This window comes from Mycobacteroides immunogenum (assembly GCF_001605725.1).
Lineage (GTDB): Bacteria > Actinomycetota > Actinomycetes > Mycobacteriales > Mycobacteriaceae > Mycobacterium > Mycobacterium immunogenum.
On sequence record NZ_CP011530.1, the window covers coordinates 128,181 to 143,590 of the forward strand.

Sequence of the window (15,410 nt, forward strand, 5' to 3'; positions counted from 1 at the left end):
TCATGCCTTCTGTGTCAGTCCGGCGTCGACCACCAGCTGGGTGCCGGTGATGTACCGCGCTTCGTCGGAGGCCAGGAAGACCACCGCGTTGCTGATGTCGACGGCTTCTACCCACGGCACCGGTAACAGGGTGCGGGCCGCCAGCGCCTCGGCGGCATCCTCGACAGTGGGGTGCTCCAGATCGGGGCGCAGCCGTGCGATGACCGCCGGGTTGAGGATCATTCCGGTGCTTACCGCGCCGGGATGCACGGTGTTCACCCGAATACCCTGCGGCCCCAGTTCGTTGGCGGCCGTACGAGCCAAGCCGACGACGGCATGCTTGCTTGCGGTGTAGTGCGCCGTGTGGGCGGTGCCCTTGAGCCCGTTGGTGGAGCTGATGATGATCACCGAGCCGCCGTCCAGAAGGTGGGCGGCACCGGCCTTGACCGTGTGCCAGGCCCCGGTGAGGTTCACGTCCAGCGCGCGCCGCCAGGAGTCCTCGGTGAGCTCGCATGATGGAGCCAGGCCGTCGTAGACCCCGGCATTGGCGACCACGATGTCCAGTCGGCCGAGCATCCGCACCCCGGTGTCGATGGCCTCGGTCAGTGCCGCGGCGTCACGGACATCTGCGCACGCTCGCACGCAACGACGACCGTGCTGTTCGACGGTGGCGGCGGTGTGGGGCAGTTCTTGCGAACCGGGCAGGTCGATGGCGATCACGTCGGCGCCTTCCTCGGCCAGGCGCGCACAGTGCGTGCGCCCCATACCCTTTCCGGCACCTGTGACGACGGCAACGCGCCCGGCCAGCCGGGTCACGCGTTGCTCCCGGTCAAGGTGAAGCCTTTGTACCCGCTGGCCGCGACGTCGGCACAGATGGTGCCGTAGACCCCGAACCCGCCGATGAACGGCATGAAAACCCTTGGCTTGCCAGGGATATTGGCGCCCAGATACCACGAATTGGCCTGGGGGAACATGGTGGAGGCGGCTCGCTCGTTGCATTCGGCCACCCAGTCGGATACAGCGCGAGGCTGGGCCTCCACCGTCGAGAAACCATGGTCGGCCATGTGGTTGAGCAGATCGCCGATCCAGTCGACGTGCTGCTCGGCGCCCAGCACCATATTGGCAAGCACCGAAGGGCTACCCGGACCGGTCACGATGAACAGATTGGGGAACCCGTCGACTCCGAGGCCCAGGTAAGTGCGGGGACCGGCCTGCCAAGCATCCGCGAGTGGCTGCCCTCCGCGGCCGCGGATGTCGATGCGATTGAGCGATCCGGTCATGGCGTCAAAGCCGGTGGCGAACACGATCATGTCGAGGCCGTAATGCTGTGCGGCGGTGGCGATGCCCTGCCCATCGATGGACTCGATCGGGGTGGCTCGCAGATCCACGATATGCACGTTGCTGCGGTTGTAGGTCTGAAAGTAGTTGGTGTCCGTGCAGATCCGCTTCGTTCCTATGGGATGGTCGGTGGGTATGAGGACGTCGGCAACGGCAGGATCGTCGATGACGGCCCGCACCTTCTCCTCGAAGAAGGCGCGGGCCGCGTCGTTGGCGCGGATATCGGTGGTCTGATCCGGGAAGGTCTTTCCGAAAAGGACACCGCCCAGATTCCAGCGCTTCTCGAACGCGGCGCGGCGCTCCTCCGCGGAGATATCCAGCGTCTTGCGCGGATGAGCCTGATGCGGTGAACCGCCACCGCTTTCCCTGGACAGCCGGCGCCGCTCGTCATAGGTCGCCTTGACCTCGGCCCGCCGCTGCGGCGTGATCACGGTATTACCCGCGGGCACGCTGTAGTTGGCGGTGCGCTGAAAAACGAAGAGCTCCTGCGCGGTTTGCGCGGCGATCGGCACCAGTTGAATGCCCGAGGAACCGGTGCCGATCACCCCGACCCGCTTCCCGGTGAAATCCACCCCGGCCGCCGGCCAATGCCCGGTGTGGTACAGCTCCCCGGTGAAGGAGCCGAGGCCCGCGATATCGGGCATGTTCGCGGTGGACAGCGCGCCGGTGGCCAGCACGCAGAACCGGGCGGTCACCGCGTCATCCCGGTCGGTGCGCACCGACCACAGCAGGTGCTCTTCGTCGAACACCGCCGACGTGACACGGGTGTCGCAGCGGATATCGCGGCGCAGGTCGAACCGGTCGGCGACATGATTGATGTAACGCAGGATTTCCTCTTGGGTGGCGTACTTCTCCGTCCAATCCCAATCCTGTTGTAGCTCATCAGAGAACGAATACGAGTAGTCGATGCTTTCCACATCGCAGCGCGCGCCCGGGTAGCGATTGAAGAACCAGGTGCCGCCCACGTCCGTGCCCGCTTCGAACACGATGACCGACAGACCCTGCGACCGCAGCCGTTGCAGGGCATACAACCCGGCGAAGCCGGCGCCGACCACCACCACGTCGAAGTTCTTCACGAGGGCTTTCACACTTGGTCACGCTAGGGCCGCAGCGGTTCTCGGCGAGCCTGCGTTCCCAGTGACCGGGCGGTCGGATCCAACGGACCGCTGATCGGGAAAAGGCCCTATGGTGGCGGCGCCGCGAGCGCACTATCGTGCCCATGACCGAACGCGTACTCGATCGCATCAACGATCTCGCCGACCAGCTGCGTGAGCAGGCCTGGGAGGCGGAGAAGCTGGGCAAGCTGCCCGACGAGACCGCCAAGATGCTCAAGGCGGCCGGACCCATCCGGCTACTTCAACCCAAGAACCATGGCGGCTACGAGGTGCATCCTCGTGAGTTCGCCGAAACCGTAATGGCCACCGCCGCACTCGATCCGGCATCGGGATGGATTTGCGGCGTTGTCGGTGTACACCCCTGGCAGGTTGCCTTTGCCGACCCCAAGGTCGCCGAGGAGATGTGGGCCAAGGATCAGGACATCTGGATGGCCTCCCCCTATGCGCCAACAGGCGTGGCCACCCCGGTGGACGGCGGCTACCTCTTCAACGGGCGCTGGCAGTTCAGCTCGGGCACCGACCACTGTGACTGGATCATCCTGGGCGCGTTGCTGGGCGATGCCGACGGCAAGCCCGTGATGCCACCGAAGATGCTGCACATGATCCTGCCGCGAACGGACTACCAGATCGTCGAAGATTCCTGGAATGTGGTGGGGCTGCGCGGCACCGGATCCAAGGACATCGTGGTCGCGGACGCATTCGTCCCGGCGTACCGGGTGATGGACGGCGACGAGGTGATCGACGGCACCGCGCAGCGCAAGGCCGGGATGACGGACACCCTGTACCGGATGCCGTGGTCGACGATGTTCCCGCTGGGCATCAGCTCGGCGGTGATCGGCATCGCCGAGGGCGCGTTGGCGGCACACCTGGACTACCAGCGCGAGCGCGTCGGCGCCCAAGGCACGGCGGTCAAGGACGATCCGTACGTGCTGTTCGCGATCGGGGAGGCCGCCGCGGATATCAATGCCGCGCGCCAGGAGATTCTTGCCAACGTCGACAAGATCTGGGACATCGTAGATTCCGGTAAGGAGGTGTCCTTCGCCGACCGCGCCGCGGGCCGTCGCACCCAGGTGCGTGCGGCGTGGCGAGCCGTGATGGCCGTCGACCAGATCTTCTCCCGCTCGGGCGGTAACGCGATGCGCTTGGACAAGCCCCTGCAACGTTATTGGCGTGACGCCCACACCGGGCTCGCGCACGCTATTCACGTGCCCAGCACGGTGTTTCACGCGTCGGCTCTCAGCTCGCTGGGAATCGAACCGCAGGGCCCGCTGAGGGCGATGATCTGATGCTGAAAAGCTTGGGATACATCACCATCCAGACCCAGGACATGGACCGCTGGCGACATTTCGCCCTGCGGGTGCTGGGCTTTGCCGAAGGCAGTGGGCCCGATCCCGAGGCCCTGTACCTGCGCATGGACGAACGGGCCGCACGCATCGTGGTGGTGCCCGGAGAAACGGATCAGGTGGTCACCGTCGGCTGGGAAGTGCGCGACGGCACCGCATTGCGTGAGACCGTGCGAGCAGTGGAAGGGGCCGGCATCGGTGTGAAACAGCTGTCCGCCGATGAGGCGGAGGTGCGCCGGGTCGAGGAGGTGGTGACCTTCACCGATCCCGTCGGCACCACCGTCGAGGTTTTCCATGGTCCGGTGCTGGACCACAGCCCGGTGGTGACGCCGTACGGCGCGCGATTTGTCACCGGCGCCCAGGGGCTCGGGCATGTGGTGTTGCCGGTTACCGACCCGAACGGCGCTTTCACCTTCTATACCGAGGTGCTGGGGTTCCGGCCGCGGGGTGCGTTTCGCATTCCCGCTCCGCCGGAGTTCGGCCCGATGCGGGTGCGTTTCCTGGGCATCAACGAGCGCCACCACAGTCTGGCGCTATGCCCCGCGCCGCACGGCGGTGCGCCCGGGCTGGTTCATGTGATGGTCGAGGTGGACAGTCTCGACGCCGTCGGACAGGCCCTCGATCGCGTGCTCAAGGACGGCTACTCGGTGTCCTCCACGCTGGGCCGGCACACCAACGACAAGATGGTGTCGTTCTACGTCCGGGCACCCGGCGGATGGGATATCGAGTTCGGCACCGACGGGGTACTTGTCGACGAAACGTATTACACCGCTGAGGAAATCACCGCAGACAGCTATTGGGGCCACGACTGGTCCGGCAGCGAGCCGCTCGCCGCCATGTAGCCCCACCCTGGTCTCACCGAATAGACGTATAAGCCCCCAAACACACGGTGTGCTGGGGGCTTATACGTCTGCTAGGGGCACTTGTGAGCCGGGGTTGTGGCGGCAGACACACTCATGGTACAAAAAGGTATATGACTAATAGTCATATGTGACCGAGACCCCAAAGCCGTGGGAGGGCACCATGACAACCACCATCACCGCCGATGCGACCACCCCGAGCGCCGTCATCGATCGGGTGTCTCTGCTGCTGGACGCCTTCGACGGTCCGGGCCGGCTTACGCTGGCGCAGCTGGTGCGCCGCACCGGTCTCCCCCGCTCATCCGTGCACCGGATGCTGGAGCGGCTGGTGCAATTGCGCTGGCTGCGGCGTGATGGACGTGACTATGAGCTGGGTACCCGGCTGGTCGAGCTGGGCTCCCTCGCGGTGCATCAGGATCGGCTGCACGCGGCGGCGCTGCCGATGCTGCACGAGCTGCATCGCGCCACCGGCCTGGTGGTCCACCTGTCCATCCTCGACGGCGCCGACGTCGTCTACTTGGAGAAGATCGGGGCCGGGATGGGCGCGGCCGTCACTACCCGCATCGGTGGGCGCCAGCCCGCGCACTGCACCGCATCCGGGAAGGCCATCCTGGCGTACCGGGGTGACACGCTGGATGGCTTTACCGCGCTGGCCCGCAAGACACGCTTCTCCATCGGCTCGGCCGCGCAACTGCGGCCGGAGCTCGACAAGGTGCGGGGGCACGGGGTGGCCTTTGATCGCGAGGAATTGCAGCAGGGCATCGGCTGTGTGGCTGCTCCGATCGGCAGTATCGGCGATGCGGTCGCGGCGGTTTCGGTGTGCGGGCCCATGGCGCGGATGAGCTTTGATCAGCGTCTGGTGGCCCCCGTCCGGATGACGGCGATGGGGATTTGGCGCAACGTCGAGAACGGCCCAAGCCGGGTGGCCCCGACATTGCAGCCGATCCGGCCGCTGCGCCCCGCCCCCGCGCGACGCGAGATGAGCTCGCGCACACTGCAGTACGCGTGAGTCTCGATCCTCAGATAGCGGCGCTGCTGCCGGCGCTGAACGAGGGCTTCCCGCGCGTCGAAACGATGACCGGCGCGCAGGCGCGCGCGGCGATCCGTGCCCGGTACGCGCCGCCCACTGAGCCCACACGTATGCGTGCGGTGACCGATGAACGCGCCTCCGGACCGGGCGGTGAGATACCGATCCGGGTGTACCGCCCCGACACGCCAGGACCCCTGCCCACCGTCGTGTTTGCCCATGGTGGCGGATTCGTGTTCTGCGACTTGGATTCTCATGACGAGCTGTGTCGCCGCCTGGCCGCTCAGACACCCGCGGTGGTGGTATCGGTCGGCTATCGGTGCGCGCCGGAACATCGATGGCCGACGGCGGCCCAGGACGTGTTCCTGGCGGCGTGTTGGGTGGTGCGTAATGCCCGCACGCTCGGTGGTGACCCCGCACGGGTGCTGGTCTGCGGTGACAGTGCGGGAGGGAATTTGGCCGCGGTCACCACGTTGATGGCCCGCGACCTGGGTGGGCCCGCGTTGGCGGGCCAGATTCTGATCTATCCGGTGCTGGACGCGGATTTCGATACCCCGTCTTACCGTCGGTTCGCGACCGGCTACTACAACACGCGTGCCGCGATGCGATGGTACTGGGACCAGTACCTGCCTGATCATGGGCTGCGCGGACACCCGTATGCGGCGCCGCTGCACGCCGACCTGGAGCGGCTGCCACCCGCGGTGGTCGTCACCGCACGCTTTGACCCGCCGTGCAGTGAGGGTGAGGCCTATGCGAGCGCCCTGCGAGAAGCGGGCGTACCGGTGCGGTACAGGTGCTATGACAACGCGGTTCACGGATTCATGACCATGCTGGGGACTGACCTGGCCGGTGTGGCGATCGAACGGCTATGCCGCGATGTCAACGACCTGCTCGGTTAAACCCCGTATTCCCCGGCCAGCACCGGCAGTCGTCCGCTGCGCGCGGCATCAAGAATCGAGCCACGCAACGCCGAGCACACCAGGAACAAACCGGTGCAGTTCCGGCGCTCCGGGCACCGCGTCTCGGCCTCGGTATTCCACTGCACGCTGGTCTGCTGCCAGCTGCTCTTGCGCGCCAAAACCTCGGCCCCGCAGCGTTGGCAGTCCACCGGCACCATCGGCGAATCCGCCAGACGGTTATCCGTGCGGATCACGATGACGCGCTCGCGGCCATGGCAGCGAGGTTCTCCTCAACCTGTGCCTTCCACACCTCACCCGGACGGGTGGTGTCCACCTCGTACTCGAACCTATCGGTCATCTCGGAGGTGACCTCGGCGGTGTCCACATAGAACTGTTCGTACCAGCGGCGCAGCTGGTACACCGGGCCGTCTTCCTCGCACAGCAGCGGATTGTCGATGCGCGCCTTGTTCTTCCAGATCTGCACGTCCTGCTCGAAGCCGGCCTTGATCCAGTCGCCCAGTGTGACGGCGGCGGCCAGTGCGTCGTCGTCGGACAGCCCCGCCGACTTCTTCACGATGATGCCGTACTGCAACACGAAGGAATTGGCGTCGATCGGGTAGTGGCAGTTGATCAGGATCGAATTCGAGTCGTACCCGACGAAGTGGTACGTCAGATCGTCGATCATGAATGACGGGCCGTAATACGACGCGACGGATGTCTGTCCGGTCATCTGCACGCCCTCGGGGATGGGTAGATCGGCGCGCGGCTCTCCGGTGTTCATGTATTGGGTCGCGATGTGTCCCTCGAAGATGTTCTTGAAGTACGTGGGCACGGCGCCGTGCACGTAGAAGAAGTGCGCCATGTCGACCACATTGTCGATGATCTCGCGGCAATTGGTGTTGACAACTGTTGTGTACCAATGCCAATCGGTCCACTCGTCACTATCGGCTCCCTCGATGCGGGGAATGGTGACGTCTTCGGGAGGCGGATTGCCTTGTGGGTCGTTCCAGATGAACAGCATGCCGTCCTGCTCCAGGGTGGTCCAGGTGGCGGTCCGTGCCAGCTTGGGTGTCCGGCGGCTGTAGGGCACCTTCTTGCAGCGCCCGTCACCGCCCCAGCGCCAATCGTGGAACGGGCAGGCGATTTCGTCGCCCTTCACGTCGCCTTGGCTGAGGTCGCCGCCCATATGCCGGCAGTACGCGTCCAGGACACTCACCGTGCCATCCCCCGCGCGGAAGACCACAAGCTTCTGGCCGAAAGCGTGGACCGCATGCGGCTTGCCATCTCCGAAGTCTTGGATGAGGCCGAGGCAATACCAGCCACGGGCGAATCGTGCCGGCGCCGCGTCGGCTTCGATGTTCCGAACCGCCGCGGCACCGGATTCGGTATCTGACTGGGCTGTCGTCATAGACCCGTTCTAACAACCGAATTCCTGCCGTAGCAGGGGGTTGGTCCGCTCACCGGACATCGTGTGTGGCGATTGACCGTCGTCTCCCGCTGGAAGGGAAACCCGGGCGTGGGGTGGCGTGTATCGGCTTAGCCTCGCTGCCGTCCACGCGAATTCGACGGAGGTATGCACAGATGGCGTCAGCACCCCCCCGGACCGATCCCGGCCGGAACCGTCGCAGATGACATCGAGGTCGATCTGCTGGTTGTCGGCTCCGGGACGGGAATGGCCGCCGCGCTGGCCGCCAGTGAACTCGGGTTGTCGGTACTGATCGTCGAGAAATCGCACTATGTGGGCGGGTCTACCGCCCGCTCCGGAGGAGCCCTGTGGTTGCCTGCCAGCCCCGTGCTGGGGGCCGCGGGAACCGGCGACACCCCGGAGCGGGCGCGTACCTATCTGCGGGCGGTCGTTGCGGGAAGCGCCCCGGATGCGCGCAGTGACGCCTTCCTTGAGCACGAGGCGGCCACCGTCGAGATGCTGATGCGCTCGACCCCGATGCGCTTCACCTGGTGCCGCGACTACGCGGATTACCACCCGGAAGAGCCCGGTGGCAGCGCGGCGGGGCGCACCTGCGAATGCCGTCCGTTCGACGCGTCAGTGCTGGGCGAGTACCGCGGCAGGCTGCAGCCGGGCGTGATGAAGCCGCCGGCGGTGCCGATGCCCGTCACCAGCGCTGACTACCGCTGGATGAACCTGATGGCGCGGCTACCGCGTAAAGCATTGCCACTCATCGTGAAACGCGTCGTACAGGGTGTCGGCGGGGCCGTGCTGGGCCGGCGGTACCTGGCGGGCGGGCAGGCGCTGGCCGCCGGACTATTCGCGGGGGTGTTACGCGCGGGCATACCGATCTGGACCGATACTTCCCTGGTACACCTCACCATGGAGAGTGGCCGTGTCGCGGGCGCGGTGGTCACCCATGACGGACGAGAGATCACGGTGACAGCCCGCCGCGGTGTGGTGTTGGCTGCCGGAGGCTTTGACCACGACATGGAGATGCGGCACAAATTCCAGTCGACGGCACTGGGCGAGAACATGAGCCTGGGTGCCGATACCAACACCGGCGATGCCCTCCGGATAGGCCAGGACAGCGGTGCGGCAATCGATTCCATGAACCACGCGTGGTGGTTCCCGGCCGTGGCACCACTACCCGGCGCCGCGCCGAAGGTCATGCTGGCGGAGCGCTCGCTGCCGGGATCGTTCATCGTGGACCAGACCGGGAACCGGTTCATCAACGAAGCCGCCGACTATATGTCGTTCGGTCAGCGGGTGCTGGAGCGGGAGCGCCGCGGTGCCCCGGTGGAATCGATGTGGATCATTTTCGACCAGCAGTACCGCAACAGTTACGTCTTCGCGGGCCAGCTGTATCCCCGGATGCCGATACCGGGCAAGTGGTTTGACGCAGGGATTGCCCATCGTGCCGGCAGTCTGGTTGAGCTCGCATCGTTGGCAGGGTTGCCGGAGGGCGAGTTCCTGGCCACCGTGCGGCGATTCAATGAATCGGCGGCCGCCGGCGACGATGCCGAATTTCACCGCGGCCGTAGCGCGTACGACCGTTACTACGGCGACCCGACAGTCACGCCGAATCCGAATCTGCGGCCGTTACGCGACGGACCCTTCTATGCGGTGCGCATGGTTCTCAGCGACCTGGGCACCTGCGGTGGCCTGCGTGCCGACGAGCACGCGCGGGTAGTGCGTGAAGATGGCAGTGTCATCGGGGGCCTGTACGCGATCGGCAACACCGCCGCCAATGCCTTTGGTGCCACCTACCCAGGTGCGGGAGCAACAATTGCCCAGGGCCTGGTGTACGGCTACATCGCGGCACGCGACGCGGCCGCGCGTTGATCAGTCCGTCGGATCGGACTGGGTGGAAAGCTTTTCGGCGTCCACCCGCTTTTCCACCTCGCGCCAGTAGCCGGGGACCAGGCGAGGCGTGCCGCCATCCGGACCCGCCTTGTCGAACTCCTCGGCCGCCGCGGCCAGATCCTCGATCATCATCAGCGCCAGATCGCGCTCGGCCGCGTAGTAGCGCTCGGCCCATTTGAGCGCGACACGAGAGTATGCCCAGGCGGGCTGGGCTGCCGCGCCATCCGCGTCCAGCGCGGCCCGTCGCTGCATGTTCTCGGAGTACTCCACGTGGCGTTCCAGAATCTCCTTGAGCCGGGCAGGGTCCGTCATATGCCCCTGCATGACGCGGAGCACCACGCTGTGTTTGAGGACCTGAGGCTCGGCGGGCGTCTCGTTGGCCCACTGGCTCATCGCCGCCATACCCGCCGGAGTGATCTTGTACAGTCGCCGGCTGCGAGCGCCGTTGTCATGGTCTACCCGTGAGGTGGCATACCCGATCTTCTCCAGTTTGCGTAGCTCGGAGTAGATCTGGCTGAACGAGGGGCTCCAGTAGAAGTAGCTGATACTCCAGTCGGCCCATTTCTTGATGTCATAGCCGGAAACCTCTTCCTCGTAGGAGAGCATTCCGAGGATTGTCCAGCTGGTGGCAGCAAGATTGGGTTCGTCGGGCGAACTGGTTGCTGCCATCGATCAAGGGTAGCAACGTCAGATGTTCCGCAGGGTGGTCCGGGCCGCTCAGCGGGACGGCGGTAGCTGTGTCAACATCACTGATATGGATGAGCAGGAATGGCAGCCGCTCGGCGCGTTGATGCATCGCGTGTCGGCAGCGTTGCGATCGGAGATCACGGCGGCGTTGGCGCCGCTGAATCTGCCATTCCCCCAGTACGTCTGCATGCGGGTGTTGTCCAAGAACCCGGGCTGGTCCAACGCGGATCTGGCCCGCGCCATCGACGTGACCCCGCAATCGATGAACACCGTCCTGCAGGCGCTGCAGGATGCCGGACTGGTGTCGCGGCCGGACACTGTCGACTCCGGCCGCGCACGTCCAGCGCAGTTGAGCCGGTCCGGGACGGCCTTGCTCAAACAGGCAGAAGCGTTGGCCCGGGAGGCCGAAGAGCGTTTGTTATCGGGCATCTCGGCACGGCAGCGCAGCGACTTCTTTCAAACGCTGCGTGATATCGCCGGCGAGGATGCTGCCACTCCGTAACGCGGGCACGCGGCGCCGGGGCCGGGGTACTTTCACACCATGAAGTGGGTAGCCGCGGTCGTGTGGATCGGTGTTTGTGCGGTGGTCGCCGGTTGCGGGGCGCATACTCCGCCGCCCGAGGGGTCCGGCGGCCCCAGCACTCAGCTCCCCGATCGACGCACACATGACGGGGCGATCATCGTTACTCCGGACAACTTCGTACGCGCGGAGTCAGACCTGTACTTCGGGAACATCGTGAAGGACGGGGGTTTTGGCGCGTTCCACCACATCCGTGAGCTGTCACCGCTGGACAAGCAGCTGGTTATCCGGCAGAACCGGGACACGCTCTACTCCTCGGCGGTGTTCGATCTCGACGCGGGACCGATCACCATCTCCATGCCCGACCCGGGACAGCGGTTCATGTCGCTGCAACTCATCACCGAAGACCATTACGTGCCGGCCGTCTTCTACGGACGGGGTGAGCACACGATCACCAAGGAGCAGGCAGGCACCCGCTATGTGGCCGCGGCGGTGCGCACCCTGGTCAACCCGGGCGATCCCGCCGACCTCGCACAGGTTCACGCACTGCAGGACGGTATCGCTGTCCGCCAAGAGAAGACGGGCACCTTCGACATTCCTGTGTGGGACAAGGTAAGTCAACAACGGGTGCGCACAGCTCTGCTGGAGCTCGCCGCGACCGTCCCCGATACCAAGGCGATGTTCGGCACCCGAGAAACAACCGATCCGGTACGTCACCTGATCGGCACGGCATCCGCCTGGGGTGGGAACCCCGAGAAGGATGCTTTCTATCTCACCGTGAATCCCGCGAAGAACGACGGCGCCACGGTGTATCGGCTCACCGTCGGGCAGGTACCCGTGGACGGGTTCTGGTCGATCACCGTCTACAACAAGGACGGCTACTTCACGCCGAATGCCCGTAATGTCTACTCAATCAACAACATCACCGTGCGACGGGAAGGTAGCGGGGATGCCACGGTGCAATTCGGTGGGTGCGTGGAGGGCGTGGTGAACTGCCTGCCGATCACCACGGGCTGGAACTACATGGTCAGGTTGTACCGCGCACAACCGCAGGTTCTCGACGGCAGCTGGGTCTTCCCCGAGGCCCATCCCGTCGCATAGACCAAACCTATTGGGGTGTAACGATCCGGGCGATCTGCTGGGCGATTTCGGCGCGCATATCGGCATCGGACATGTCATCCAGGCCGAACCCGGCACGGAGGCTGGGACCCATCAATCGCCAGCCGAGCTGTAGCGCTATCGCATGGGCGCCGGCCAGCCGTGCTTCACGATCGTCGGCGTGACCAGGGCGGATTTGTTCCAGCAGCCACTCCATGCCCGGCTTGCGTTCCTGGAGTTCCTCGATGGGAAAACCGTCGAGGGTGGAGCGCACCATCACGCGCAGTTGAAGATCGTGTGCGGCCTCGAGTTCCTCGATCGGCGCCGCTGCTTCGCGCAGGGCGGCCGCGGCATCGGCGAGGTGCTGCAGGGTGGCGGCCAGCAGCTGGCGCTTGCTGCCGAAGTGCCGGTGGACCAGGCCGTGGTTCACCCCCGCGCGCGTAGCGACCTCGCGGATCGATGTCGCGGCCGGCCCCTTCTCGGCGAAGAGGCCTGAGGCGGCGTTCAGGACGGCCTCGACGACCTCCTCCTTGCCGACGGGCTTGGTATCCGTTGCCTCCTGTGTAGTCATGTGTGTACAGTAGCGGATGACCGAGTGTAGTCATTTGACTACACCGGATTATCGAACAGAAGGAACGGGTCATGAGCAGTGATTTGCGTGTAGTGAAGCTGGGCGAGAACATCGGCGCCCGTATCGACGGAGTTCGCCTGGGCGATGTGGACGCCGAGACCGCGCGCGCCATCAACGAGGCGATGCTGGAACACAAGGTGATCTTCTTTCGGGGCCAGCATCACCTGGACGACGAGGCACAGTTCGCGTTCGCACGATGCATGGGCGTACCCACCTCGCCGCATCCGACGCTGAAATTCGACGGCGAGCGCGTGATGCGGCTCGATTCCGAGGAAGGCGGCCGCGCCAACCAGTGGCACACCGATGTCACCTTCGTGGACAGGATTCCGAAGGCATCCATCCTGCGGGCCGTCGAGCTGCCGCCCTATGGCGGCACCACCACCTGGGCCTCCACGGTCGCCGCGTATCGGCAGTTGCCCGCGGCGTTGCAGGAGCTGGCGGACAAGCTGTGGGCCATGCACAACAACCAATTCGATTACGCTCAAGTCGATCCCGCCAAAGTTGCAGAGCTACTGGCCAAGTCGGGCTCCGGTTCCAAGTACGTGCGTGAGTTCGGCGCCACTCATTTCGAGGCCCAGCACCCGGTGGTGCGAGTGCATCCCGAGACGGGTGAAAAGGCCCTGCTGCTGGGCAACTTCGTCAAGCGAATCCTGGACGTGAGCGGCAGCGAGTCGCAGGCGTTGTTCCGGATGTTCCAGGATCGGATCACCTGGCTGGAGAACACGATTCGGTGGAGCTGGGAACTGGGTGATGTCGCGATGTGGGACAACCGGGCCACCCAGCACTACGCCATCTCCGACTACGGCGATCAGCGTCGCCGCATGCACCGCGTCACGCTGGCGGGCGATGTCCCGGTGAGCGTCGACGGGGAAAGTAGCCGGGTGATCGCCGGGGACGCCAGCGACTATTCGGTGATCGACAACCCGAAGCGCCTGGTGGCCTGAGCGGGCAGCCCTCGAGTGGGAATCTCGCGAGGGAATCCAGCCGGTTTGCCTCGTGAGATTCCCACTCGGCGCTCGGGTTAGGCCGGGCGTCTGCCCAGGAAGAATGCTGCCGCGGCACCCAGCGCGGCTGCCACTGCCGCGATGCCGCCGGCCACCCACCACGACGGGCCGTTGGAGGCGTCGGGGCTCTTGGGGCCGAGCAGTGCGCCCACGATGGTGTTGAAATTGTCGGTCTGATCGGTGAGGCCGGAGACATTCGCGGCACCCGGCCCGTATGCGGCGATGCGCACCTGGGTTCCGGTGTGAGTCTGCGACTCTCCTTCCGGCGCGGTGGGATACACGATTCGCATGGTGGCTCCGTCGGCGGTCTTCACCGCGACCGACAGGCTTGACGGGTTGTTGAAGTCCTCGGGAACGATGAGCGAGGAATGCCCGTGATCGGCGGTCACGATCACCAGGGTGTTGCGGTCCTGACGGGCGAAGTCCAGGGCGGCGGTGACGGCCTCGTCGAGGGCGATGGTCTCACCGATCTGGCCGCAGATGTTGGCCGCGTGATCCTGCTTGTCGATCGAAGCGGACTCGACCTGCAGGAAGAAGCCCTTGTCCTTGCCCTTCTTGGAATTGACCAGTAGATCAATGGCTTTGGTGGTCATTGCGGCCAGTTGGGGTTGCTCCTTGGGCAGCTCGGGGTTTTGCCGGCAGGTGGTCGCGGGCAGCTTGCCGCCGTTGGGCACCGCGGCCGGTACCTTGTCCCACTGCACCGGCAGGTTGCCCTTGCCGAAGACCCCCAGTACGGGGTTGTCGAGGTTGTTCACCTTGTTCAGATCGCCTGCGGTGGTGGGTAACTGGTAGCCAGCGGCCTTGGCGACCTCGAGGGACGTCTTGCCCTTGTGCTCGCCTGCGGTGATGGTCTCGTCGAAGTACTTGGCGCCGCCGCCCAGGCTGATATCGGCGCGGGTGTTCACCAGCTGCTCGGAGATGGATCCCCTGCCGCCGTTGTCGACGGCGTTGGTGGCGCATTTCGCGAGGGTCTCCTTGGGGCCCTTGCAGTCCCGATCGGTGACGTGCGCGGTGAGCACCGCCGGGGTGGCGTCCTGCAGTTCTGCGGTGGTGACATTGCCGGTCGCGAAGCCCTGCTTCTGCACGATCTCCAGGATCGTGTCGAGCGGCTTACCGTCCAGGCCGACGGAGATGGCGCCGTTGTAGGTCTTGGTGCCGGTGGCCCATCCGGTGCCGGAGGCCGCCGAGTCGGTCACGTAATCCGGCTTGCCCTTATCGGGCCCGTCCTTGGTCAGCGCGAACGTGGTGTATTCGCCAGTGATCGGCAGCGCGTCCAGTCCGGGCAATGTCCCGGCGGCGCCGTACTGGTAGTTGCGCGCCGAGGTGATCTCCGAGGTGCCCATGCCATCGCCGATCAGCAGGATGACGTTCTTGGCGTTCCGGCCACGTACCGAATCACGCAGATCTGCCGTCTTGTCACCGTCACGGCCGCCCTGGGTGCGGTTGGCACCGCCGGTCTTGGCGATCTCGTTCGTGGGCACCTCAGGTGAATCCGAAGGCGGCGCGGCGCCGGCTGCCGGGGCCAGGGCCAGGGTTAGCGCTGCGGACGCGGCCAGTGCCGTGCTGCGAAGGCTCATGCTGACAGCTTGCTGTGAATCG

15 protein-coding genes are annotated in these 15,410 nt (G+C 65.4%); 8 read left to right on the forward strand and 7 right to left on the reverse strand.

Annotated features, from left to right (window positions below):
- Positions 1–795, reverse strand: coding sequence for a mycofactocin-coupled SDR family oxidoreductase (locus ABG82_RS00655; RefSeq protein WP_078343397.1), 795 nt, complete (start codon positions 793–795; stop codon positions 1–3).
- Positions 792–2,393, reverse strand: a complete 1,602-nt coding sequence (locus ABG82_RS00660; protein WP_043077474.1) for a flavin-containing monooxygenase — start codon at positions 2,391–2,393, stop codon at positions 792–794. Before ABG82_RS00660 ends, ABG82_RS00655 begins: the two co-directional genes overlap by 4 nt.
- A 143-nt stretch (positions 2,394–2,536) precedes the next feature.
- Between ABG82_RS00660 and ABG82_RS00665 the strand changes: the two genes are divergently transcribed.
- From ABG82_RS00665 to ABG82_RS00680, 4 genes are all read left to right on the forward strand, one after another.
- Positions 2,537–3,718, forward strand: a complete 1,182-nt coding sequence (locus ABG82_RS00665) for an acyl-CoA dehydrogenase family protein (protein ID WP_043077473.1) — start codon at positions 2,537–2,539, stop codon at positions 3,716–3,718.
- On the forward strand, positions 3,718–4,617 hold the full coding sequence (gene bphC, locus ABG82_RS00670; protein WP_043077472.1) for a biphenyl-2,3-diol 1,2-dioxygenase: 900 nt from the start codon (positions 3,718–3,720) through the stop codon (positions 4,615–4,617). Before ABG82_RS00665 ends, bphC begins: the two co-directional genes overlap by 1 nt.
- Before the next feature lie 181 nt (positions 4,618–4,798).
- Positions 4,799–5,644: an IclR family transcriptional regulator gene (locus ABG82_RS00675; protein ID WP_043077471.1), complete on the forward strand. Its 846-nt coding sequence runs from the start codon at positions 4,799–4,801 to the stop codon at positions 5,642–5,644.
- Positions 5,641–6,561 carry an alpha/beta hydrolase gene (locus ABG82_RS00680; protein WP_043077470.1) on the forward strand — a complete coding sequence of 307 codons (921 nt, stop codon included), beginning with the start codon at positions 5,641–5,643 and terminating at the stop codon, positions 6,559–6,561. Before ABG82_RS00675 ends, ABG82_RS00680 begins: the two co-directional genes overlap by 4 nt.
- Here ABG82_RS00680 and ABG82_RS00685 read toward each other — a convergent pair.
- Both ABG82_RS00685 and ABG82_RS00690 read right to left on the reverse strand, forming a co-directional pair.
- The gene (locus ABG82_RS00685; RefSeq protein ID WP_043077469.1) at positions 6,558–6,815 is read right to left on the reverse strand and encodes a hypothetical protein; all 258 of its coding nucleotides are present in this window, start codon (positions 6,813–6,815) and stop codon (positions 6,558–6,560) included. The two genes, ABG82_RS00680 and ABG82_RS00685, sit on opposite strands and share 4 nt — an antisense overlap.
- The gene (locus tag ABG82_RS00690; protein ID WP_043077468.1) at positions 6,812–7,969 is read right to left on the reverse strand and encodes a Rieske 2Fe-2S domain-containing protein; all 1,158 of its coding nucleotides are present in this window, start codon (positions 7,967–7,969) and stop codon (positions 6,812–6,814) included. Before ABG82_RS00690 ends, ABG82_RS00685 begins: the two co-directional genes overlap by 4 nt.
- A gap of 165 nt (positions 7,970–8,134) precedes the next feature.
- Here ABG82_RS00690 and ABG82_RS00695 point away from each other — a divergent pair, with 165 nt between their 5' ends.
- Entirely contained in the window at positions 8,135–9,850 is a 1,716-nt protein-coding gene (locus ABG82_RS00695) for a 3-ketosteroid-delta-1-dehydrogenase (protein ID WP_043077467.1), read from the forward strand.
- Here the strand turns inward: ABG82_RS00695 and ABG82_RS00700 are convergent, their stop codons facing one another.
- On the reverse strand, positions 9,851–10,540 hold the full coding sequence (locus ABG82_RS00700) for a PadR family transcriptional regulator (protein WP_043077466.1): 690 nt from the start codon (positions 10,538–10,540) through the stop codon (positions 9,851–9,853).
- Between the two features lie 85 nt (positions 10,541–10,625).
- Here ABG82_RS00700 and ABG82_RS00705 point away from each other — a divergent pair, with 85 nt between their 5' ends.
- Together ABG82_RS00705 and ABG82_RS00710 are read left to right on the forward strand one after the other, a co-directional pair.
- On the forward strand, positions 10,626–11,060 hold the full coding sequence (locus ABG82_RS00705; protein ID WP_043077512.1) for a MarR family winged helix-turn-helix transcriptional regulator: 435 nt from the start codon (positions 10,626–10,628) through the stop codon (positions 11,058–11,060).
- A gap of 39 nt (positions 11,061–11,099) precedes the next feature.
- Positions 11,100–12,179: a DUF1254 domain-containing protein gene (locus ABG82_RS00710; protein WP_078343395.1), complete on the forward strand. Its 1,080-nt coding sequence runs from the start codon at positions 11,100–11,102 to the stop codon at positions 12,177–12,179.
- Between the two features lie 7 nt (positions 12,180–12,186).
- Here the strand turns inward: ABG82_RS00710 and ABG82_RS00715 are convergent, their stop codons facing one another.
- Entirely contained in the window at positions 12,187–12,747 is a 561-nt protein-coding gene (locus ABG82_RS00715) for a TetR/AcrR family transcriptional regulator (protein WP_043077465.1), read from the reverse strand.
- A gap of 71 nt (positions 12,748–12,818) precedes the next feature.
- On the opposite strand from ABG82_RS00715, the gene ABG82_RS00720 reads away from it, so the two are divergent.
- Positions 12,819–13,751, forward strand: a complete 933-nt coding sequence (locus tag ABG82_RS00720; RefSeq protein ID WP_043077464.1) for a TauD/TfdA dioxygenase family protein — start codon at positions 12,819–12,821, stop codon at positions 13,749–13,751.
- 77 nt (positions 13,752–13,828) lie between these two features.
- On the opposite strand, the gene phoA is transcribed toward ABG82_RS00720, so the two are convergent.
- On the reverse strand, positions 13,829–15,388 hold the full coding sequence (gene phoA / locus ABG82_RS00725) for an alkaline phosphatase (protein WP_043077463.1): 1,560 nt from the start codon (positions 15,386–15,388) through the stop codon (positions 13,829–13,831).
- Positions 15,389–15,410: the final 22 nt, after the last annotated feature.

Coding starts and splice junctions, on each gene's coding strand:
- ABG82_RS00665 (WP_043077473.1), top strand. CDS start 2,537: ATGACCGAACGCGTACTCGATCGCATCAACGATCTCGCCGACCAGCTG.
- bphC (WP_043077472.1), top strand. CDS start 3,718: ATGCTGAAAAGCTTGGGATACATCACCATCCAGACCCAGGACATGGAC.
- ABG82_RS00675 (WP_043077471.1), top strand. CDS start 4,799: ATGACAACCACCATCACCGCCGATGCGACCACCCCGAGCGCCGTCATC.
- ABG82_RS00690 (WP_043077468.1), bottom strand. CDS start 7,969: ATGACGACAGCCCAGTCAGATACCGAATCCGGTGCCGCGGCGGTTCGG.
- ABG82_RS00695 (WP_043077467.1), top strand. CDS start 8,135: ATGCACAGATGGCGTCAGCACCCCCCCGGACCGATCCCGGCCGGAACC.
- ABG82_RS00700 (WP_043077466.1), bottom strand. CDS start 10,540: ATGGCAGCAACCAGTTCGCCCGACGAACCCAATCTTGCTGCCACCAGC.
- ABG82_RS00705 (WP_043077512.1), top strand. CDS start 10,626: ATGGATGAGCAGGAATGGCAGCCGCTCGGCGCGTTGATGCATCGCGTG.
- ABG82_RS00710 (WP_078343395.1), top strand. CDS start 11,100: ATGAAGTGGGTAGCCGCGGTCGTGTGGATCGGTGTTTGTGCGGTGGTC.
- ABG82_RS00715 (WP_043077465.1), bottom strand. CDS start 12,747: ATGACTACACAGGAGGCAACGGATACCAAGCCCGTCGGCAAGGAGGAG.
- ABG82_RS00720 (WP_043077464.1), top strand. CDS start 12,819: ATGAGCAGTGATTTGCGTGTAGTGAAGCTGGGCGAGAACATCGGCGCC.
- phoA (WP_043077463.1), bottom strand. CDS start 15,388: ATGAGCCTTCGCAGCACGGCACTGGCCGCGTCCGCAGCGCTAACCCTG.